Genomic DNA, 21,871 nt, shown 5'->3' with positions numbered 1-21,871 from the left:
GTTATAAATCACTTCATAAAACTCTAAGAAAAATGGGATACAAGGGTACTTTTAAGAAAATATCCATGACGAGATGGAGAAATTCACTAAGTCCACTTGTGTGTATGGCACTTCCGAACAAATGGTTTGATGAAATCAAACTATTTGACATGTCTAAGGTAGAAACAGCAGTTTTGCATTATTATAAAGAATAATGGAGATTTATCAAGAGCCGTGTGCGAGGCCCGCATGCACGGTTCTGTGAGAGGAAAGACCTCAGAAAAAAATATTTCTGAGGTTCACCTACTCGATAAAATTTTAAAAATTTTTCTTTTAAAAATTGCTAAAAGAGGGTACAATATTTAGTATCACCGAAAAAATAGGAGGTAGAAATATGAGTAAAGAAAATTGTGGATGCGGACACGATCATGCACATGATTATGAACATAATCATGAAGAATGTGGATGTGGATGCGGGCATGACCATGAAGAAGCATTAGTAATCACTTTAGATGATGGAAAAGGCAATGAAGAACAATGCATTGTAATAGATTCTTTTGAATATGAAGAAAATGAATACTTATTAGCACAAAGCCAAAAAGATGAGTCTGTATACTTATTTAAAATGGTTGGTGAAGAATTAGTATATCCAGAAGAAGAAGAATTCAATAAAGTTACTACTTACTATAATGAAGTACTAGTACAACAAGACTAATGTTATAAGATTATGTCTAATAGAGTTATAACTCTATTAGATGTAATCTTTTTTTTAGGTCAAAATAAATAATAATGTTTTAATAATATTCTTTAGGACATAAAAAGACCAAAAGTATTTTTGAAAATAAAAAAATAGGGAAAATTATAATAATAAGATTTACAATAATTTATAATAATGATATATTTTAAGTGTATAGTAAAAGAACGTGTATATTTAAGTCATAAATGGCTGTACATATAATGAGTTTTTAATAGAAATCTATCTGTAAAGTATATATTTAAAATGACTAAAAATAATATAGGAGCTATAGTATGAAGATTGGTACTAATTAATAGATTAATTCATATACTAGATGCTATAAATAAATATGTGCTTTAAAAAACAAATAAGTCATTAATAGTAAAATTAATAAAATATATACTAAAGCAATAATGGAGGAAAGAAAGAATGGGATATTCAAAGAAGGCGGAAAATATAACACCGTCAATTACTTTATCAATTACAACAAAGGCAAAAGAATTATCTAATGCAGGAGTAGATGTAGTAAGCTTTGGAGTTGGGGAACCCGATTTTAATACGCCAAAACATATAATTGAAGCTGCAATAAAAGCTATGGAGGAAGGTAAAACTAAATACACAGCAACACCTGGAATTCCAGAACTGAAAAAAGCTATTTGTGAAAAGCTTAAAAATGATAATGGATTAACTTATGTGCCAGATCAAGTAATTGTATCAACTGGTGCTAAACAATGTCTTGCAAATGCATTTCTTGCAATTTTAAATCCAGGAGATGAAGTTTTAGTTGCAGCTCCATACTGGGTAAGTTATCCAGAGCTAATAAAACTTGCAGATGGAGTTCCTGTAATAGTTAATACAACTGAAGAAACAATGTATAAATTTTCTTTAGAAGCTCTAGAAAAAGCAGTAACTGAAAAAACAAAAGCATTAGTGTTAAATAGTCCAAATAATCCAACAGGAACTATTTATGATGAAGAAGAGCTTAAGATGATAGCAGACTTTGCTAAGAAACATGACTTAATAATAATAGCTGATGAAATATATGAAAAATTAATTTATGATGGAAAAGAACATATAAGTATAGCAAGCTTATCTGAAGATTCCTATAAGAGAACAATAGTAATTAATGGACTATCAAAAGCATTTGCTATGACTGGATGGAGAATTGGTTATGCAGTTGCTGATAAGAAAATAGTTGATTTAATGAAGAGTATTCAAAGTCACATGACATCAGGAACAAATTCAATAACTCAATATGCTTCAGTAGCAGCTTTGACTGGTGATATGACTGAACAAGAAAAAATGGTTGAAGAGTTTGAAAAAAGAAGAAATTATATGCTAGGTAGAATAGATAATATGAAGGATATCACATGTATTCGTCCTTCAGGAGCCTTTTATGTTATGATGGATATCTCTAAATATTTAGGAAAAAGTATAAATGCTACAAAGATTACTAACTCAGTAGAATTTGCTGACAAACTTTTAGATGAAGAAAAAGTTGCAGTAGTTCCAGGAGCAGGGTTTGGTGTTGATAAATTCATAAGATTATCATATGCAACTTCAATGGAAAATATAAAAAAAGGACTAGATAGAATAGAAAAGTTCTTGGAAAAATTAAATTAATTTACAAAAAAAAGAAGTCTATCAAAAGACTTCTTTTTTTGTTTTTGATTATAAATATTATCAATAGTTTCTTTAATAAATATTTATTTATAATTACAATTGTAATATAATAAATGTATATATATAAATTATTTGGAGGACAACAGTGGTAAAATTAGCAATATTTGATGTAGATTATACAATAACTAAAAAAGAGACATTAATGGAATTATATAAATACAGTATAAAAGAAAATAAGAAGAATCTAATTTATTTGCCAAGAGCTATAGTTAGCGGATTATTATATGTACTAAAAATATATGATGAGAAGCGTGTGAAGGAGAGTTTTCTTAAATTTATTGAGAATATGAGCGAAAGTGATTTGAAAGAATTTACCAGTAGATTCTATAAAAATAGATTAAAGAACATAATATATAAAGATTCATTAAATATGATGAAAAAGTTAAAGTCAGAAGGGTATCAGATATATTTGATATCTGCTTCTCCAGAGTTTTATCTAAATGAGTTATATGACATAAAGGAAGTAGATAAGATAATTGGAACAAGATTTGATATGGAAAGTGGTGTCTTTTCAAGAAAGATGACAGGGCTTAACTGCAAGGGTGAAGAAAAAGTAAAGAGACTAAAAGAAGTGTTAAAAGAAGAAAATATAGATGTGGATTTTAAAGATTCATATATGTTTTCTGATTCTTTATCAGATAAACCTTTATTAGATTTAGTTGGCCATCCATATTTAATAAATTATAAGAAAAAACATGACATAGAAATACTAAAATGGAAGTAGGTTGAAAAATGAAAGAAGCAGTTAATAAATTCTATATAGAAAATACTAAAGTAAAATCAGTAGATGAATGGACAGATTATGAAAAAGGTACAGTAATTTATGAAGTTTTAAAAATTATTAATGGAAAACCTCTTTTTTATGAGGAGCATTATAAGAGAATGTTAAATTCCTTTAACATAAAGAGTGTAGTATTAAATATATCAGAAGGTGAACTGCTAAGTTATATAAATAAAGTTGCTAAAATCAATAATGTATTAAATGGAAATATAAAAATAATATATATTGTAGAGCAGAAGGAATTAAGAATATATTTTATTAAACATTCTTATCCAACGCCTGAAATGTATAAAGAAGGAGTTAAATGTATTAGTTATTTTGCAAAGCGAGATAATCCTAGTGCAAAAGTTATAAATTCAAAATTAAGAGAAGATGTAAATAATAAGTTAAGGATAGAAAAAGCTTATGAAGCTGCTTTAGTAAATGATGAAGGTCTTATTACAGAAGGTAGCAGATCAAATATGTTTTTTATTAAAGAAAATAACATATATACATCAGAAGGTAAAAGTGTTCTTCCGGGGGTTACTAGAACAGAGATTTTTAAGCAAGCTAAAGAATCAAAAATTAATTTAAATGAGGTTAAAATTCCATTAATAAACATAAATCAATATGAAGCAGCATTTATTTCAGGGACTTCGCCTAACATTTTACCAATACAATGTATAGATGATGTAAGGTTTAATGTAAATAATCTTATTTTAAGAAAAATAATAAATGATTTTAATAATAGAATAGAAAAATATATAAATAAATAATTTAGTTATAGATATTTTATTTTCATTATAGGGGGATGAAAGTGATGGGATATAAGATTTCTGGTAAAAAATTAGAAGAGTGCTTAAGAAAAGCTGAATCTAAGTTATCTACGTCTAGAAAAAACTTTAAATATAAAATAATTAGTGAGGAAAAAAGTTTTTTTAAGAAAAAATGTATTATAGAAGTAGAGTTTGAAAAAGAAGGAATTAAAGAAAAGCCAATTGAAAAACAAATAAATAAAATAATAGTAACTGAAGATAAAATTATGCTTGAAATGAGTGAAGAAGCAGAGTTGGAATTTGGAAGCGATATAAAGCTATTTGTTAACGGGGAAGAAGTAAAAAAAGACTTTATAATTGTTAAACCTAATGACGACATAAGATATGAATGTGAACTTGTTGAAGGTAAAAGAAATACAAATATATCAATAGATAAAGATAGAATGGAGGCAAAACTAACAATTGAATATATTCCATCTAAAGTAAGAAAAGTTTTTGGAGCCTTTAGAGGAGAAGGAAAGATTAAACTTGTAACAGAACTAGTTGATGGAGAAATGCCTCCAAGGTTTACTAGAGAAGAAATTGTAAAGATGCTAAATGATAAGGGAATAGTTTATGGAATTAACTTAGAGGAAATAGATAAAGTATTAAGTTTAGAAAATCCTAAAGGATTCTTAGTGGCAGAAGGAAAAAGAGTTATCGATGATGAAAACGATAGTATAAAAGTTTATTTTGAAAAAACACGAAGAAATGTGGAAGCAGAATCTAAAGATCAGATTGATTATAAAAATTTATATTCTATTGTAAATGTTAAGGTAGGAGAAGTTATAGGAGAACTTGTTCATGGAAAAGAAGGAGAAGATGGTATAGATTTATTTGGGCAAGATCGTAAAAGAAAGAAAAAGAAAAAATTAAGCATAGGGGCAAAGCAAGGATGCAGTATAGACGGAGATAAAGTCATAGCAGCAATTGAAGGACGTCCTGATATGAAAAATGGTATGTTTTCTGTAAATAAAGTTTTTGAAGCAAAAAATGATGTAGATATTAAAAGTGGAAATATTAAATTTATTGGAGATGTATTTGTATCTGGAAGTGTTAAAGATGGAATGAAAGTAGAGGCTGGAAACTGTATTCAAATTAATAAGAATGTGGAGTGCGCTAAATTGGTTTCAGAGGGAGAAGTAATAGTTTCCGGAAGCTCTATAAACTCAAAAATAATAGGTGGTGCTGATACAATAGGCATAAAGGAGCATGCTGAGTTCTTAGAAGAATATAAAAAAGAAATTAATCTTATTATTAAAACGATTAAAGAAATTAGAGATAAGCATATAATAAATGAAAAAAAGGCAGATGGAGAAATAATTAAGTTACTTTTAGAATCAAAATATAGAGATTTATTAGATAAATCAAAAGAAATATTAAAGGATAATACTTTCAATAATGAACTTATGGATAAAATAAAACAATATTTAAGAGAAAAGATTATAGGTTCTGGCGCATTGGGTATAAAGTATTATGATGAATTGTACGATTTAATAAAATGTATAGATAATGAAGTCCAACTGGAAATTAATAAAACTAGTAGTCCTGTAGATGTTTATTTGAATTATTGTCAGGATACGGAAGTTAAAACCACAGGTAATATATTTATTACAGGCAAGGGCCAATATGTATCAAATTTATCTGCTGAATGTAATATAGAATTTTTAAAAGATGGTGCAGTGGCAAGAGGCGGGATTCTTAAAGCAGGTAAAGATATAAAGGCTAGAATTGTAGGCAGCATTGCAGGAGTAACAACTACTTTAATAGTTCCTGAAGATGGAGTTATTAGTGCGGATATAGCATATCAAAATAGTAAATTTATAATTGGTAGTAAACAGTATTTGTTACAGAAGTCATCTAAAGAAGTTAAAGCTTATATGAATAATAAAGGAGAAATTGTAGTAGATAAATTTATACTATAGGAAGGAGAGGCTTATGGAAGAAAAGGAAATGAAAATTCTTATTTTTAGTTTAAATGGAGAAAAGTTCGCCACAGAAATAAAAGATATTGAAAGAATACTTGGATATATAGAGCCAACAGAAGTTCCAGATGTACCTGTTTTTGTTGAAGGAGTAATCAATCATGAAGGTATAATTTTACCTATAATTAACTTAGAGAAAAAGTTTAAGTTTGCACAAAGCAAAGGCAAAACTAATTTAGAGAATAAGAAAATTATAGTTATAAAAAGAGAAGACAATAAGTTTGGGGTTATTGTCGATATGGTTGAAGAAGTATGTGATATTTCTAGAGATATGTGTGAAAAAGCTCCTTCGATTACAGTTACAAAAGCTTCAAAAGAGTATATAGATGGTTTATTAAAAATAAATAATAATATAGTTATTCTTTTAAATATTGGGGATATATTAACGCGAGATGAAGAAAATATGATTTTCTAGGAGGAAAATTTAACTATGGGTGAAATAAAAGTGGGAATAGCTGACTTAAATTTGGTCATGCCTCCAGAGAAAATTATGACGATAGGGTTAGGGTCTTGTATTGGAATAGCATTATATGATAAAATTTCAAAAATATCAGGTTTAGCTCATATAATGCTACCAGATAGTACAAAATTTAAAACAGTTTCAAAGCCTTTAAAGTTTGCAGATTTAGCAATTCCTATTTTGCTAGATAAAATGGAAGAAAAGGGATGTAGGCGTACTAATATTGTAGCTAAGATAGCTGGTGGCGCATCTATGTTTAATTTTTCAGATAAGAGTATGATTAGTGATATTGGAAAAAGAAATGCAGAAGCAGTAAAGAAGGTATTACAAAAAGAATCTATACCAATAATTGCAGAGGATACTGGAGGAAATAAAGGTAGAACTATGATATTAGATTCAAATGATGGATGTGTCATATTAAAAATAGTAGGTCAAGGAATAGTTACTTTATAAGGAGTGATAGTAATGAACTCAGTAAAAGTTGCAGTAGTTGATGATTCTGCTTTTATGAGAAAAATAATATCAGATGAATTAAATTCAGAAGAAAACATTGATGTGGTAGCTAAGCTAAGAAATGGAAAAGAATTAATTGAAAAATTTGAACAGTATAAACCAGACATAATAACATTAGATATAGAAATGCCTATTATGAATGGATTAGAAACATTAAAAAAGTTAAAAGAACTTAAAATTAATTGTCCTGTTATTATGCTAAGTAGTTTGACTAGTGAAAATTCTGTTCATACTCTAGAATGTTTAGAGCTGGGGGCAACTGATTTTATTGAAAAGCCTACTTCTAGTGTACTTATGAATGGTGATACATTTAAGAAAAAACTTGTTGATAAAATATATGCAATCACTATGAATAAAAAAAGATGTATTACACCAAAAAGGATTACTAGAATAAGAAATAATGATGAAAGTACTATAAATAAATTAGTTAAAGCAGTTGTAATAGGTGCATCAACAGGAGGCCCAAAGGCACTTCAAACTGTACTGACAAAAATAGATTATAATATTGGAGTTCCTGTTTTTGTTGTTCAACATATGCCTAAAGGTTTCACAAAAGCTTTTGCCGAAAGATTAAATTCTATATGTAAGCTTAGAGTGGTTGAAGCAGAAGATAGAATGAAGATCGAAAATAATACAATTTATATAGCCCAAGGTGGATATCATATGGTACTTAATAATGACAAATATATTTCATTAAATGAGGAACCTTCTATTTGGGGTGTTAGACCTGCTGTAGATAAATTGTTTGAGTCAGCAGCAAAAGTTTATGGCGGAAATTTGATTTCTGTTGTATTAACTGGAATGGGTAGAGATGGAGCTAAGGGTACTGAGGTAATTAAAGATAAAGGTGGAATTACAATTTCAGAAGATGAATCTACTTGCACAATTTATGGAATGCCTAGAGTTGCATATGAAACAGGGAAAGTAGATTTAGTGTTAGAATTACCACTTATTTCAGGAAAAATTAATAACATTATAAAAAGATAAAAGGGAGATATGAGAATATATGGATTTTGATAAATTTCACATATGGGTACATAAAGAATTAGGGATAAATTTGGCTGCTTATAAACCTGAGCAGCTTCATAGAAGAATCAATAGTTTGATATCTAGGATAGGAGTAAATTCCTTAGAGGAATATACCAAATTAATAAAATCAGATGAAAACCAGAAACAAAGATTTTTAGACTTTATCACAATTAATGTGACAGAGTTTTTTAGAAATCCAGAATTGTTTAAAGAACTTGAAGAAAGATTTGTTAAGGAATTACTACCTAAGAATAATAAACTTAAGATATGGAGTGCTGCATGTTCAATAGGTTGCGAACCCTATACTTTAGGAATTATATTAGATAGAGTAAGTAAAGGAAAAAGGCATGATATATTAGCAACAGATATTGATAATACAATTCTTAAAAGAGCAACAGAGGGTGTATATTTACCATCTGAAGTGAAAAATGTTGAAATTCAAGATTTAAATAACTATTTTACAAAGGTTGATGATAAATATGCCATAAATGATAACATTAAATCAATGGTAAAATTCAAAAGACATGATTTAATATTAGATAATTATGAAAAAGATTTTGATTTGATTGTTTGTAGAAATGTGGTTATTTACTTTAATAATGATGTAAAAAATGAGATATATAAAAAATTTTCAGATTCACTAAAAAAAGGTGGGTTATTATTTGTAGGAGCTACAGAAAGTATTTATAATTATAAAGAATTTGGATTTGAGAAAGCTTCTACATTTATATATAGAAAACTTTAGGGAGGAATTTATATGGATACATCTCAATATATGACAATGTTTATAGAGGAATCAATGGATAATTTACAGACTCTTAATGAATCACTTTTAGATTTAGAGCAAGATCCAACTGATGTTGATAAGTTAAATGAAATTTTTAGAGTTGCTCATACAATAAAAGGTATGGCTGCAACAATGGGATTTAGCGATATTGCTGAACTTACACATAAGATGGAGGATGTTTTATCTGAATTTAGAGATGGAGAATTAAGTATCTCACAAGATGTTGTTACAGTTTTATTTGATTGTCTAGATACATTAGAGAAAATGATAACTAACGTTGAAGAAGGAATTGAAGAACAAGTTGACATTAATCCTATTATGGAAGCTTTAAATAAGATTGCAAATAGTGGAGAAAATGAAAGCGCAGCATCTGAAAAAACTGAAGAAGCTCATGCTGAAGAAAGTGATTCAGATAAGCCTGCAGCAGGTGAAGAACTTGTTGCATTAAATGAGTATGATTATTCAGTAATAAAACAAGCTAAGGAAAAAGGTTACAATGCTGTTGAAATAAAAATTTCTTTAAGTGAAAATACTTTACTTAAATCAGCAAGAGCATTTTTAATAGTAAAAGATCTTGAAGAAGCTGGTGAAATAATAAAATCTGTACCAGAAACTCAGGAAATTGAAAATGAAGAATTTGATTTAGAATTAAAATTTGTAATAGTTACCAATAATTCTGAAGAAGAAATAAAAACTTTAGTTGAAGGTATTTCAGAAGTAAGAAAAGTAGAAGTACAAACAGTAGTTATGGAAAGCGAAGCTGAAAAGCCTGAGAAAGCTTTAGAAAAGAAAGAAGAAGTTAAGCCTAAGACTATAGTAGAAGAAAAGAAACCAGCTAAAAAGGCAAAGGCTAAAAAAGAACCTGCTAAGCATAAAAAGGTTCATCAATCAGTAAGAGTTGACTTAGAAAGAATAGATAAGTTAATGAACATGGTTTCAGAACTTGTTATTTATAGAACAAGATTAGAGCAAATAGTATTAAACTATAAGTCACCTGAGTTATCTGAAACTTTAGAGCAAGTTGGAAGAACAACAACTGATCTGCAAGATCTTGTAATGAAGATAAGGATGCTTCCTTTAGATACTGTATTTAATAGATTCCCTAGAACGATAAGAGACGTTTCTGTTGAATTAAATAAGGAAATTAACTTTATCATAGAAGGTGCTGAAACAGAATTAGATAGAACAGTTATTGATGAAATTGGAGAACCTTTAATTCACTTATTAAGAAATGCAGCTGACCATGGTATAGAATCTAAAGAAGAAAGAATTGCAGCAGGAAAGGATCCAGTTGGAACTGTAAAACTTATTGCATATCAAGAAGGTACAAAAGCATTAATAAAAGTAATTGATGATGGTGCTGGAATAAATGTTGAAAAAGTTAGAGCTAAGGCTGAAAAGGTAGGAATTAATACAGAAGGTCTTAACGAAAATGATATTAAGAATTTAATATTTGCTCAAGGCTTTAGTACTAATGAAGTTGTAACAGATATTTCTGGAAGAGGAGTTGGAATGGATGTTGTTAAGACAAAAATTGCTTCTCTTGGAGGTAGTGTTGAACTTATTAGTGAAGAAGGAAAGGGCTCAACATTTATAATTCAACTTCCACTTACTTTACAAATCATTCAAGCTTTATTAGTAAATGTTGGTGAAGAAACATTAGCAATTTCATTAGGATTTATAGATAGAGTAATTGATTATAAAGAAGAAAATATTAAGAAAACTAACGGTAAGGAAGTTATTATTTATAGAGATAATGTTATACCATTAGTAAGATTAAATGAAAGATTAGATATTCAAGCTAGTGAAAGTCAAAAGAAGTATGTAATAATCGTAAATGTAGGAGATAAGACAGTTGGATTATTAGTAGATTCTTTATTAGGACAACAAGAAATTGTTATAAAACCTCTTGGAAAGACATTAAAATCTCTTGAGGAATATATAGGTGCAACAATATTAGGAAATGGATTAGTAACATTAATACTTGATGTAGGTGCACTATTATAAGTATAATATAGATATAGGAGGAAAGGTATGGAGGAGGGTCAATTAACCAGTATTCAAATGGATGCATTAAAAGAAGTATCCAATATAGGGACAGGCAATGCAGCTACAGCCTTATCAATGCTACTTGGAAGAAAAATTGATATGACAGTACCAGCAGTTAATCTGATAGAATTTTCAGCATTACTTGAACAAGCTGGAGACGATGAGGTGGCAGGAATTGTTGTAAGAGTACTTGGTGATATACCAGGTAGTATATTAATAATATTTGAAAAAAACGTAGCATTGGATATAATAAAAATGTTAACTGGAAGAGAGGAAGAATATTATTCTGAATTTGGAAGCTCTGCGCTCTGTGAAATAGGAAATATTCTTTCTGGATCTTATATGAATGCAATTTCACAGTTTACTGGACTTAGTGCAATAGCATCTGTACCAGCAGTATCCTATGATATGCTAAGTGCTATTTTAGCAACAACTTTTGTTGAATCTGGGCAATATGATGAATATATTCTAGATATAGAAACCTTATTCTTAGATGAAAATAACGGGAATGTAGGAGCACATTTTTACTACATACCGGTACCAGGTTCTATTGAAAAAATTTTAAAAACTATAGGCGTAAATTAAATTGGAGGTATAAACGAAATGGCTAAAGTATTAATAGTTGATGATGCAGCATTTATGAGAATGATGATAAAAGATATTCTTGAAAAAAATAATTTTGAGGTGGTAGGAGAAGCTAGCAATGGGTTAATGGCAGTTGATCTTTATAAAAAAGAAAAACCAGATGTCGTTACAATGGATATTACTATGCCTGATATGGATGGTATAGAAGCTGTTAAAGAAATAAAAGCTTTTGATCCAAATGCAAAGGTAATAATGTGTTCAGCAATGGGACAACAATCAATGGTTATGGATGCAATAAAAACAGGAGCAAGAGATTTTATTGTTAAACCATTCCAAGCTGATAGAGTTCTTGAAGCTATAAATAAGGTTCTTGGAGCATAAGATTACAGGCAGAAAAAGGGTATAGGAGGCGATGTTAAGTGCAAATTGTAGTATTTAAGTTAGGTGATGAACATTTTGCAGTTGAAACTGAGAGAGTTCAGGCAATAAATGATATTATGAGAATAACTAAAGTACCTAAAGCACCGGCTTATATTAAGGGTCTAATTAATTTAAGAGGGAATATTAAGTCGTTAGTAGATATAGATTTGTTATTAAATGTTAAATCTTCAGCAGAACAGCAAAATATTATTATATTAACTGTTGAGGATGAAGAAATAGGAATTACAGTTGATGAAGTAGAAGAAGTATTAGATGTTGATGAAAAATCAATACAAAAGATGGACAGTGAACAGGTAAGTCCTTATATTAGAGGAATCCTTAAGTATGAAGATAAGCTTTTAACAATTATTGATATTGATAAGCTATTAAATTAAATAGGAAAGAGGGAAAAGTATGGCAGATGTTTTATCCCAAAGTGAAATAGATGCATTGTTATCTGCCTTATCTACAGGAGAATTAGAACCTGAACAGATGTCTAAAGATGAAGAAAAGCACAAAGTTAAGGTTTATGATTTTAGAAGTCCTCAAAAATTCTCTAAGGATCATATAAGGACACTTGAATTAATTCATGATAATTTTGCAAGAATAATTTCAAATTTTCTTACAGCGCAAGTTAGGACTAATGTTAAAGTAAGGATTGAAACTGTAGAACAGATAACTTACGAAGAATTTATACATTCTGTACAGAATCCAACAATAATGACTTTATTTAAGATGCCACCGCTAACAGGAACTATATTATTTGAATCAAATCCACAATTTGCTTTTCAAGTAATAGATATAATGTTAGGTGGAACAGGCGAAAGACCGATAATTAGTAAAGAATTTTCGGATATTGATAAGAAAATAATGCTTCAATTGACTTCAGGGATGATTGATAATTTAAAGTTGGCTTGGGAAGATATACTTGATGTAGAAACAGAAGTAGAAGGTATAGAAACTAATCCGGCAATTAATCAAACTTTGGCACCTAATGAACCAGTAGCACTTATAAGTTTTTCTGTGGAAATAGGCAAAAGTAATACATATTTAAATTTATGTATACCATATTTATCACTTGAAAAAGTATTAGATAAGCTTGTAGTACAATATTGGTTTAAAAATGAAGATGAAGAAAAGTTTGATGAATCAAGAACGAAAATTGAAAAAGGACTAGATCGAATAGAAGTTAATCTATCAGCAGAGTTAGGAAGAGCAAGTATTACTGTAGATGATTTCTTAAAATTAAGTTGCGGGGATATAATTAAGTTAGATAATAAATATACTAATCCTATTAAGTTGTTTGTTGAAGATAAGGAATATTATTATGCTAAACCTGGAATAGTAGGTAAGAATATTGGAGCAGCTGTATTAGATGTAATAGATAAGGATGTGAATGAGTAATGAGTAATGGCTTTTTATCTCAAGATGAGATAGACTCACTATTAGGTGGGGACAGTAAGGAGCAGAAAGCAGCTGATGAAGCTGTAAAGAAAGAGGAAAAAGTTTTAACTGATATAGAAAAAGATCTACTTGGGGAGATTGGGAATATTTCAATGGGCTCAGCTTCAACAGCTCTTTATCAATGTATCAATCAGAAGGTTAATATAACTACTCCAGTAGTAACTGAAACAACACTTGAAGAAATCAAGGAAGGGTTTGAAGCGCCTACAATAGTACTTGAAGTAGAATATACAACAGGTATTATTGGAAGAAATATATTAATTATTAAAACAGATGACGCTGCTGTAATATCAAATTTGATGATGGGCGGAGATGGTAAACCAGAAGAACATCATGAGCTTACTGATATAGAAATAAGTGCTGTATCGGAAGCTATGAATCAAATGATAGGTTCAGCTGCAACTTCAATGGCAACAATGTTTTCAAGAAAGGTAGATATAGCACCACCAGTATCAAAAATCTGGAAAGATCAAGATGAAGATTTATCAACTAATATCCCTTCTGATGAAAAGATTGTTAGAGTTAATTTTAAGATGACTATCGGTGATGTTGTGGATAGTAATATAATGCAAATCTTCCCAGCGTCTACTGCAAAGAAAATAGTCTCAATAATGATGGGAAAAGAAAATGAAGGACAGCAAAGTACACCTAGTGTAGCTGATTCAATACAAGAAGTTTCTTATAAGGAACCAGAAAGACCAGCTAGAGTAGAAAGTCCGGTTCAACCACCTCAACAACAGGTAAATCATGTTGCGCAGACTACAACTATGGCATCTGCTGCACCTGTAGAGGTACATGAAGCTAAATTTGAACCTTTAATTGATAGTGGAGTATCTTCAGCACCTAAGAATATAGATTTGATTTTAGATGTTCCACTTGATATTTCAGTAGTTCTTGGAAGAACTAAAAAGAATATTAAAGATATTTTAAGTTTAGGTACAGGCTCCTTAATTGAACTTGATAAACTAGCAGAAGAGCCAGTTGAAATTTTAGTTAATGGTAAAAAGATTGCTTTTGGAGAAGTAGTTGTTGTTGATGAAAATTTTGGCGTGAGAATTACAAATATAGTAAGCGGAGCTGAAAGAATTCAATCATTAAGATAATAAAAAGGCCATCTCATTTCAAGTGAGGTAGCTTTTATCATTAATTAATTAATAAAAATGCCTAAACTAAAAGATTCAATATTCGATAATTAATTATAGTGATAAAAAATGGAGGAATCGAAATGAATATTAAAGGAATTGGATCTCAAAATATAGTTAATTTATATACTAAGAATACCAATAAAGTTAGTAGTGCAGGAAAGGTTTCAAAAACAAATGATACTATAGAAATATCCAATGTAGCAAAAAAACTAAGTACTTATTCTTTTGATGATGTAAATATTGATAATAGTGCTAAGGTTGAAGCTCTTAGAGAGAAAATTCAAAATGGTACTTATAATGTTGATGCTAGATTAACTGCTCAAAGTATTATGGATATAATTAAGGAGAAAAAAGTATAATGAATACTGAGTTGATTGAAATAATTAGAAATGAAAATAAAGCATTGAAACATTTATTATCACTATTACAAAAACAATATGAATATATAATGAAAAAAGATGTATTCTCATTAGAAGAAATAGTAGAGGATATTAAAGAGGGCAATAAATTAGTTGCTCAAAATGAAGTAGAAAGAAGAAAACTAGTTGGAAAAGAGAATATGAATTTATTAGTTTTTGAATCTAAAGATAAAGAGCTTGAAGAAGCATTTAGAGATATAAAGAAAGTAATAAGAGAAATTCAATATCAGAAAGAAACAAATGATATGTTGTTAAAACAAGAAATAAGTTTTAATACACAGATATTAAGTATTATAAGTCCAAGAAGAGAAGTAAAAACTTATACATCGTTAGGTAATTTATCAAGATAGGAGGAAAAAAATGGCGGGATTGTTTTCGGCGTTAGGCGTAGGAAGAAGTGGATTAAATACAAGTCAAAGTGCAATTAATACTACATCTCATAATATTTCAAATTCTAATACTGTTGGATATACAAGACAAAGATCAAAAATTGTTACTAACCCACCTGTATCAACGGGAATAATGGGGACTGGTCAAATAGGTACTGGTGCAAAGGTTAATGCTATTGAAAGAGTAAGAGATTCTTTTATTGACTATCAAGTTAGAAATGCAAATTCTAATGTGGGAAATTCAAATATAAAAAGTAATATTTTATCACAAGTAGAAGATGTATTTAATGAGCCATCAGAAAATGGTATATCAACAATGATAGGTAAATTTTTTGACTCATGGCAGGAAGTAGCAAAGCAACCGAATAGCTCTAATACTAGAACAGTTTTATTACAAAATACTATATCATTAACAAATACTTTAAATAGTACTTATATAAAGTTAGAAGAGTTAGAGAATAATTGTCAGAAACAAATAAAACAAAATGTAATAGATGTTAATACTCTTCTAAATAAAATTGATAGCATAAATAAAGAAATAAAAACAATAACTGCAGCTGGAGAAACTCCTAATGATCTTATGGATACAAGAGATAATTATCTTGATGAATTAAGCTCATTAATAGGTATTTCAACAGAGAAAAAGCCTTATAATGGAATTGATTTAAAGGCAACAGATTCTGGAGTTATGGTTTATCCAACTTTAGTATCAAGTAATAACAGTTCATCTGCTAGATTATCATATATTTCATCTATAGAATCAGATCCAGGTAACTCAGATGTAAAAATTATATCTTATTATAAACTAGGGGATAGTGCGACAGAGGGAAATCTTCAGACAGTAAAAGTTTCAGGATTAAGTGATAGTGATGTGGAAAATTTATTAGCATCAAGAGTATTATGGGCAAATTCTGAAGGACAATTAGTTAAATCAGATGGATTTGTAGTTCGTGAAGGTGAACTGATTTCGGCTAATGAGTTAATGGCTTACGATGCAACTAAAGGAGAAGTAGCAGGTAATGTGCAGTCTCAAGAAAGTATAAGAGAATATAAAAATCATTTAGATAGCTTAGCTAAAGCTATAGCTTTTTCTATTAATGCTGTTCATAGTGGACTAGCAGATGTTAATAATATAGGCGGTACTCCTGAATATGATACTTTACCATTCTTTGTAAATTCAAGCGTGGTAAGATATACTCCATCAGGAGAAGTTGCAAACATAAAACAATTATTAGATGCAGAAAGTAATATAACAGCAAAAAATATTACTGTTAATAAAGAACTTCTTGATGATGTTATGAAGTTAAAAGTAAGAACTCATGATTGTAATTTTGAAACAGGAAGAAATAATGATATTGATGCAGAAGGTGATGGAAAAAGAGCATTAGCTATTGCATCATTAAGAGATACATTATTACCTATACAAGATTTTGGTGGCGTTATAAATTCAAGAGCAGATTTATTTAATTCATCAAAAGGTAAAGCAACATTAAGTAATTTTGGTATGACAATAACTTCAAATACTAGTGGTATGACATTTGATTCATTTTTTCAAGATACTATTGATAAGTTAGCAGTAAATGCTTCAGCAGCTAATAGTGATGTTAAAGTTCAAACTAATATCCTAGAAAATCTTGAAAGTAGTAGAGATAGTGTATCAGGAGTATCTTTAGATGAGGAAATGACTAACTTAATTCAGTTCCAACATGCATATAGTGCTAATGCTAAAGTTATATCTACTGTTTCAGAGTTACTTGATGTTGTGATTAATGGGCTTATAAGATAGTATAAGGAGATGAATTTATGAATTCTAGAATAACTAATAGAATGATATCTAATAATTATTTGAGTAATATGAAACGAAATCTTTTTAATTTAAATACAATAAATAATCAGTTATCAACAGGAAAATTAATTAATAGACCATCAGATAATCCATACAAGACAGCAAGAAGCATGCAACTTACAACAAGCATAAATTCAAATGCACAATATAAAACTAATATAGAAGATGCTTCAAATTGGCTTGATGCAACTGATGATGCATTATCATCATTAACAAATGTTGTACAAAGAGTAAGAGAACTTATGGTTTCTTCAGGAAATGCAGCTTATGGAAGTGATGAAAGTAAATCTATAGCAAAAGAAATAAGTGAAAGAGTTTCTGAAATAACTCAAATTCTTAATACAAATTTTGATGGAAGATATATTTTTGGTGGTACAAAAACGACATCTAAACCTGTTGAAGCAACAAGTGATTTAGATAGAGGAACTTACTCTATAAACTTTATTGATAAAGATGGAAAAATCATAGATACAGATTCTACAGATTATAAACAAAATATCTTAACAGAAGCTCTTTCTAGTAAAATTGGAATAGAGGTATCTAAGGGTGTAAATATTGATTATAATGTTACAGCTATGGGAGTGTTAAAATTCAGAAGTGATAAAGGAGAATATGTGGATGGATTGAAATTATTTGATGAAATTCAAAATAATCTTTTATCAGGAGATATGGCTGATAGGGAAGAAGTAGTTAAGGAAAATCTTACAGACTTAGATAGCTTAATAAGTAACATATTAAATTTAAGATCTGAAGTTGGTGCAAAACAAAATAGACTTGAATCTGCAGGTAGTAAAAATAGAGATGAAACTTTAAATATGACTGATGTTTTATCTAGAACAGAAGATGTTGATTACACAGAGAAAACTATAGAATATTATCAAGCTCAAACAACTTATACAGCAGCACTTCAAGTTAATGCACAGATTTTACCAAAGACATTATTAGATTATCTATAAGAGGTGTGTGTTATGGAGTTAACATTTGAAAAAGGTTTATTAGGTTTGGAAACATATAAAGAGTATGCGTTAAAGAATATTGAAGATTTAGATTCTTTTAAACTTCTACAATCAAAAGATGAAGAAGGTATAGGGTTGATTTTAATGTCACCATTTGAAGTTTGTAAGAGCTATGAATTTGAAATATCTGATTCAATTATGAATTCAATTGGCGTAAAAAGTAAAGATGATATTTTGATATATACTACTGTTAATGTAAATTCAGATTTTACAAAAAATACAACTAATTTACGTGCTCCTATAATAATAAACAGAAAGAGTAAAAAGGGAGTACAGGTTATTTTAAATAACGAAGAATATAAGATAAAACATCCTATATGTAAGGGGTGATTATATGTTGGTGATTACTAGAAAAGAAGGCGAATCTATATTAATTGGAGATGATATTGAAATTACAATATCAAAAATTTCTGACGGAAGTGCAAAAATAGCAATAAATGCACCAAGAGAAATGACCATATTAAGAGAAGAATTATATAAAGAAATTAAAGATGAAAATATAGAATCAGCTAAATTCAATAAGGATTTATTAAAGAGCCTTAAAAAGTAGGAGGATTACATGAGTTTAAAGATTATTAGTCATGGAGGAGTAAATAGTCTTATAAATGATAATGGAATAGTATTTAATGCCAGTGACAAGGAAGTTAGTGAAGTAAGCAGTAATACTAAGGGTGAATTTCAAAGTCCAAAAGAAATAAATAAAGCATTAGAAAAGCTAAATAAAGAATTAGAAAAAGAAAAATCTCATGCTGAATATTCTGTTTATGAAAAATTAAATGCAATTACTATCAAAATTATCAATGATGAGACGAAGGAAGTTATTATGGAACTGCCACCTGAAAAAATTTTGGATCTAGTTTCTAAGATGTGTGAATTAGATGGAGTAATAGTGGATGAGGATGCTTAGAGGTAGGGTATGCCATATCAATTAAGTCTTATTACTACTGATATTAGAAAAAAAATAGTTGAGGCAGTTAAGAAAGAAAAAATCCATAATAAAGAAAGAGCGTTAGTTTCTGCAGATGATCAGAAAAAACGAGAATATGAAAATGGTGGGAAAGATAGTAGCACAAGAAAAAAGAAGAGGTATCTAACTATTGATGCCGTTAAAGAGGAAAACAAAAAGCTAAAAATAGATGTTGAAATGGACGAAGATGTACTGAGTGATGAATCATTAGGTATGTTTATAGATAAGAAAAAGTAGGAGGGTGTGTATGTATACTAATGGGTATAACGTATATAAAAATAATAGTATAAATTTCGCTTCAAAGGAACAATTATTATTAATGCTTGTAGATGGAGCTGTCAAATATGCAAAGAGAGCTGAAATTGCTATAGATAAGAAGGATGTAAAATTAGCTCATGAAAGTTTAATTAGAACTCAAGATATATTTATTGAACTTATGTCTACATTAAATAGAGATGCAGGGGAGTGGGCAGTTCAGTTATTTAAGGTTTACGAGTTTATTAATAATAGCTTAGTTCAAGTTAATTTTAAGAAGGATAATAATTTATTGAGGGAAATATTACCTTTAATTGAAGAGGTAAGAGATATTTGGTATGAAGCTTATGAAAAAGCTAAAAAATAAATAATTATTTATATAAGAGGGGATGATTAAATGACTAATAGAGTCACAGGGTTAGCAAGTGGATTAGATGTAGAGTCCTTAGTTAGTTCAGAACTTGCTTCTTATAAATCAAAGATAACACAAGAACAGCAAAATAAAGCAACCTTACAAATTCAACAAGAGTTATATAGAGGGGTTATAAAGCAAGGTTCTGATTTTTATAATAAGTATTTAGATGTTACTAAATCAGATAGTTTATTATTATCATCTAAGTATTCATCTACTGTATTTTCTTCAAGTAATGAAAATATAGTAACAGCTAAGTCAGTAAGTGGTGCGGCAATTCAAGATACTTATACAGTAGATGTTACCCAATTAGCATCTACTGCTAGTACTGTACTTAAGTTGAGTCAATTTAATAGTACAGATAAAAGTTCTATTTATGTGGAGATTAATGGTAAAGAACAAGAAATAGATATTAGTTCTATTTTAAATAGTGGAAAAGATGATAAAGCCAAGAATAATGATTTAGTTACAGCCTTAAACAATAATTTAAATGATTTAGGTTTAAAAGCAGCTTATTCAGAAATATCTGGAGGAATTATTCTACAAACAAAAGAAATGGGAAAAGGTCAATCCTTTGAAATAGGATATAAAGATGGAGCGGGAAATAAAAATGTTGTAGCTTCTGCTGAAGGTAAGGATGCTGAATACGTAATAAAAAGTTCTACAAATACAAAGGGACAAACATTTAGCAGTTCATCAAATACAGTTACACATGATGGAATTCAATTTTCTTTTACAACTACAACTGAGAAAGATAATCCAGTAGTTATTACAGGAAAAACAGATTCAAGCTCTACAGTAGATGCAATAAGTAACTTTTTTGATGACTATAATTCAATGCTAACAAATTTTCAAACATTATTAACAGAAAAACATGATAAGGATTATAAGCCACTAACAGAAGAACAAAAAAGTGCTATGACTGATTCTCAAATTGAAAAGTGGGAAAAGAAGGTTAAAACAGGACAACTTCGTAATGATAATTTAGTACAAAGTCTTGTGACTCAAATGAGATCGATATTTGCTTCAAAGACAGCTGAATTAAAAGAGATAGGTATAACTACAGTTAGTAAATATGATTCAAGTGCTGGTACTTTTACTGTTGATAAAGATAAATTGAAGGCTGCATTAGAAAAGGATCCTAATGCTGTTATGAGGTTATTTAATAAAGCTGAGGATACAATTAAAGGTGCAGATGGTGAAAATGAAACAGTAGCTGGCAGTGGAGGATTATTTACAAATTTAAAAACTGTGCTATATGATAATACTATATCAACTTCTAAGTCAAGATTAATTGCAAAAGCTGGTACTGAAAGTTTTAACTCTAATAGTACAATAACAAAGCAATTAAATAGTTATGCAAAGAAAATATCACAAATGGAATCTACTTTAACAAGTAAGGAAAACAAATTATATAAAAAGTACTCTTCTTTAGAAACTCTAATAAATAATTACAATAATCAATTAGCATCATTACAATCATATTTAGGATATTAAGATGATTGAAAAGTTATTTTCTGATTATATATTTTTAACAAAAAATATTTTATCAGGTATAAAAAATGGTATATCTGTTGAAGAATATTTCGAAAAACGTGAAAAGTTAATTAAAGACATTATAGAGTTAGATGCTAGTAAAGAAGATAAAAAAGCAGAGTATGAAAGCTCTGGAGCTAAAGAATTAGATGAAAATGTAGTTGAATTTATAAAAAATGAAATGAAGGATACTAAGATGCAGATGCAAAAAGCAGCATTAAATAAGAGAGTTTATTCTAGTTATGTTTCTAGCAATGTATCTGGAAGTTTCTTTAGAAGAACTATATAAAGATAAAAAGCTGATGCTCAATGTTTATAAACATTGAGCATCAGCTTTTTTTATGTACAAGAAAATTCAAAATTTCATTAAAGGCATTACCAACTTTGTCCTTAGAGTGAATAGAGGGCTTTTAATTTGACTTATGTAAAAAAATAAAAAAATAAAAAAATACTATAAAGTTTATAAAAATATGGGCGAATATAAAAATATAGGTTAACCAAGTCTCTATAGAGAAAAAATAAATTATATAGACTCCAAGGAAGTGAGTCTTTAAAATCAAGGAGGAATTTAAAATGATAATTAATCATAATATGAGTGCAGCAAATGCATTAAGAAATACA

The 21,871-nt window shown here is 29.0% G+C and carries 26 protein-coding genes and 1 pseudogene; all 27 read left to right on the top strand.

Annotated features, from left to right (window positions below; translation table 11 throughout):
- Positions 1–194, top strand: a pseudogene (locus BM384_RS17590) (group II intron reverse transcriptase/maturase); the annotation flags it as partial.
- 179 nt (positions 195–373) lie between these two features.
- Positions 374–694: a DUF1292 domain-containing protein gene (locus BM384_RS06680; RefSeq protein WP_090012319.1), complete on the top strand. Its 321-nt coding sequence runs from the start codon at positions 374–376 to the stop codon at positions 692–694.
- Between the two features lie 450 nt (positions 695–1,144).
- Positions 1,145–2,338, top strand: a complete 1,194-nt coding sequence (locus tag BM384_RS06675; RefSeq protein ID WP_090012318.1) for a pyridoxal phosphate-dependent aminotransferase — start codon at positions 1,145–1,147, stop codon at positions 2,336–2,338.
- Between the two features lie 145 nt (positions 2,339–2,483).
- Positions 2,484–3,122 carry an HAD-IB family hydrolase gene (locus tag BM384_RS06670; RefSeq protein WP_090012316.1) on the top strand — a complete coding sequence of 213 codons (639 nt, stop codon included), beginning with the start codon at positions 2,484–2,486 and terminating at the stop codon, positions 3,120–3,122.
- A gap of 8 nt (positions 3,123–3,130) precedes the next feature.
- Complete coding sequence (locus BM384_RS06665) at positions 3,131–3,934, top strand: aminotransferase class IV (protein ID WP_090012315.1); 804 nt, start codon at positions 3,131–3,133, stop codon at positions 3,932–3,934.
- Positions 3,935–3,978: 44 nt separating this feature from the next.
- Positions 3,979–5,898 (top strand): flagellar assembly protein A, encoded by a 1,920-nt coding sequence (locus BM384_RS06660; protein ID WP_175537302.1) that lies wholly within the window; start codon positions 3,979–3,981, stop codon positions 5,896–5,898.
- 13 nt (positions 5,899–5,911) lie between these two features.
- Positions 5,912–6,373: a chemotaxis protein CheW gene (locus BM384_RS06655; protein ID WP_090012312.1), complete on the top strand. Its 462-nt coding sequence runs from the start codon at positions 5,912–5,914 to the stop codon at positions 6,371–6,373.
- A gap of 15 nt (positions 6,374–6,388) precedes the next feature.
- Complete coding sequence (locus BM384_RS06650; protein WP_090012310.1) at positions 6,389–6,871, top strand: chemotaxis protein CheD; 483 nt, start codon at positions 6,389–6,391, stop codon at positions 6,869–6,871.
- A 12-nt stretch (positions 6,872–6,883) separates the two neighbouring features.
- Positions 6,884–7,918, top strand: coding sequence for a protein-glutamate methylesterase/protein-glutamine glutaminase (locus tag BM384_RS06645; RefSeq protein WP_090012308.1), 1,035 nt, complete (start codon positions 6,884–6,886; stop codon positions 7,916–7,918).
- A 19-nt stretch (positions 7,919–7,937) separates the two neighbouring features.
- Complete coding sequence (locus tag BM384_RS06640) at positions 7,938–8,705, top strand: CheR family methyltransferase (protein WP_090012307.1); 768 nt, start codon at positions 7,938–7,940, stop codon at positions 8,703–8,705.
- A gap of 12 nt (positions 8,706–8,717) precedes the next feature.
- Positions 8,718–10,754 (top strand): chemotaxis protein CheA, encoded by a 2,037-nt coding sequence (locus BM384_RS06635; RefSeq protein ID WP_090012305.1) that lies wholly within the window; start codon positions 8,718–8,720, stop codon positions 10,752–10,754.
- 27 nt (positions 10,755–10,781) lie between these two features.
- A complete protein-coding gene (locus tag BM384_RS06630; protein ID WP_090012304.1) occupies positions 10,782–11,381 on the top strand; it encodes a chemotaxis protein CheC in 600 nt (199 codons plus the stop codon).
- An 18-nt stretch (positions 11,382–11,399) separates the two neighbouring features.
- Positions 11,400–11,762, top strand: coding sequence for a response regulator (locus BM384_RS06625; RefSeq protein WP_090012302.1), 363 nt, complete (start codon positions 11,400–11,402; stop codon positions 11,760–11,762).
- A gap of 38 nt (positions 11,763–11,800) precedes the next feature.
- The gene (locus BM384_RS06620; protein ID WP_090012300.1) at positions 11,801–12,196 is read left to right on the top strand and encodes a chemotaxis protein CheW; all 396 of its coding nucleotides are present in this window, start codon (positions 11,801–11,803) and stop codon (positions 12,194–12,196) included.
- Positions 12,197–12,215: 19 nt separating this feature from the next.
- Complete coding sequence (gene fliM, locus BM384_RS06615; protein WP_090012298.1) at positions 12,216–13,205, top strand: flagellar motor switch protein FliM; 990 nt, start codon at positions 12,216–12,218, stop codon at positions 13,203–13,205.
- Positions 13,205–14,368, top strand: a complete 1,164-nt coding sequence (gene fliY / locus BM384_RS06610) for a flagellar motor switch phosphatase FliY (protein ID WP_090012296.1) — start codon at positions 13,205–13,207, stop codon at positions 14,366–14,368. Before fliM ends, fliY begins: the two co-directional genes overlap by 1 nt.
- Before the next feature lie 122 nt (positions 14,369–14,490).
- Positions 14,491–14,769, top strand: a complete 279-nt coding sequence (gene flgM / locus BM384_RS06605; RefSeq protein ID WP_090012295.1) for a flagellar biosynthesis anti-sigma factor FlgM — start codon at positions 14,491–14,493, stop codon at positions 14,767–14,769.
- The gene (locus tag BM384_RS06600; RefSeq protein ID WP_090012293.1) at positions 14,769–15,179 is read left to right on the top strand and encodes a flagellar protein FlgN; all 411 of its coding nucleotides are present in this window, start codon (positions 14,769–14,771) and stop codon (positions 15,177–15,179) included. Before flgM ends, BM384_RS06600 begins: the two co-directional genes overlap by 1 nt.
- Positions 15,180–15,189: 10 nt before the next feature.
- Positions 15,190–17,004, top strand: a complete 1,815-nt coding sequence (gene flgK / locus BM384_RS06595) for a flagellar hook-associated protein FlgK (protein ID WP_090012291.1) — start codon at positions 15,190–15,192, stop codon at positions 17,002–17,004.
- 17 nt (positions 17,005–17,021) lie between these two features.
- A complete protein-coding gene (gene flgL, locus BM384_RS06590) occupies positions 17,022–18,020 on the top strand; it encodes a flagellar hook-associated protein FlgL (RefSeq protein WP_090012290.1) in 999 nt (332 codons plus the stop codon).
- Between the two features lie 12 nt (positions 18,021–18,032).
- Entirely contained in the window at positions 18,033–18,410 is a 378-nt protein-coding gene (gene fliW, locus BM384_RS06585; RefSeq protein ID WP_090012288.1) for a flagellar assembly protein FliW, read from the top strand.
- Positions 18,411–18,414: 4 nt separating this feature from the next.
- Complete coding sequence (gene csrA, locus BM384_RS06580; protein ID WP_090012286.1) at positions 18,415–18,630, top strand: carbon storage regulator CsrA; 216 nt, start codon at positions 18,415–18,417, stop codon at positions 18,628–18,630.
- A gap of 9 nt (positions 18,631–18,639) precedes the next feature.
- On the top strand, positions 18,640–18,987 hold the full coding sequence (locus BM384_RS06575) for a flagellar protein FlaG (RefSeq protein WP_090012284.1): 348 nt from the start codon (positions 18,640–18,642) through the stop codon (positions 18,985–18,987).
- 9 nt (positions 18,988–18,996) lie between these two features.
- Entirely contained in the window at positions 18,997–19,284 is a 288-nt protein-coding gene (locus BM384_RS06570; RefSeq protein ID WP_090012283.1) for a hypothetical protein, read from the top strand.
- Positions 19,285–19,294: 10 nt separating this feature from the next.
- A complete protein-coding gene (gene fliS, locus BM384_RS06565) occupies positions 19,295–19,669 on the top strand; it encodes a flagellar export chaperone FliS (protein WP_090012281.1) in 375 nt (124 codons plus the stop codon).
- A gap of 30 nt (positions 19,670–19,699) precedes the next feature.
- On the top strand, positions 19,700–21,211 hold the full coding sequence (fliD, locus tag BM384_RS06560) for a flagellar filament capping protein FliD (RefSeq protein WP_090012279.1): 1,512 nt from the start codon (positions 19,700–19,702) through the stop codon (positions 21,209–21,211).
- 1 nt (position 21,212) lies between these two features.
- Positions 21,213–21,539, top strand: a complete 327-nt coding sequence (locus BM384_RS06555; protein ID WP_090012277.1) for a hypothetical protein — start codon at positions 21,213–21,215, stop codon at positions 21,537–21,539.
- The last annotated feature ends 332 nt before the right edge of the window (positions 21,540–21,871 follow it).

It is taken from the genome of Clostridium sp. DSM 8431 (genome assembly GCF_900116755.1).
Lineage (GTDB): Bacteria > Bacillota > Clostridia > Clostridiales > Clostridiaceae > Clostridium.
The sequence above is the reverse complement of the archived record's forward strand: the minus strand, read 5'-3'. Positions and strand labels throughout refer to the sequence as shown.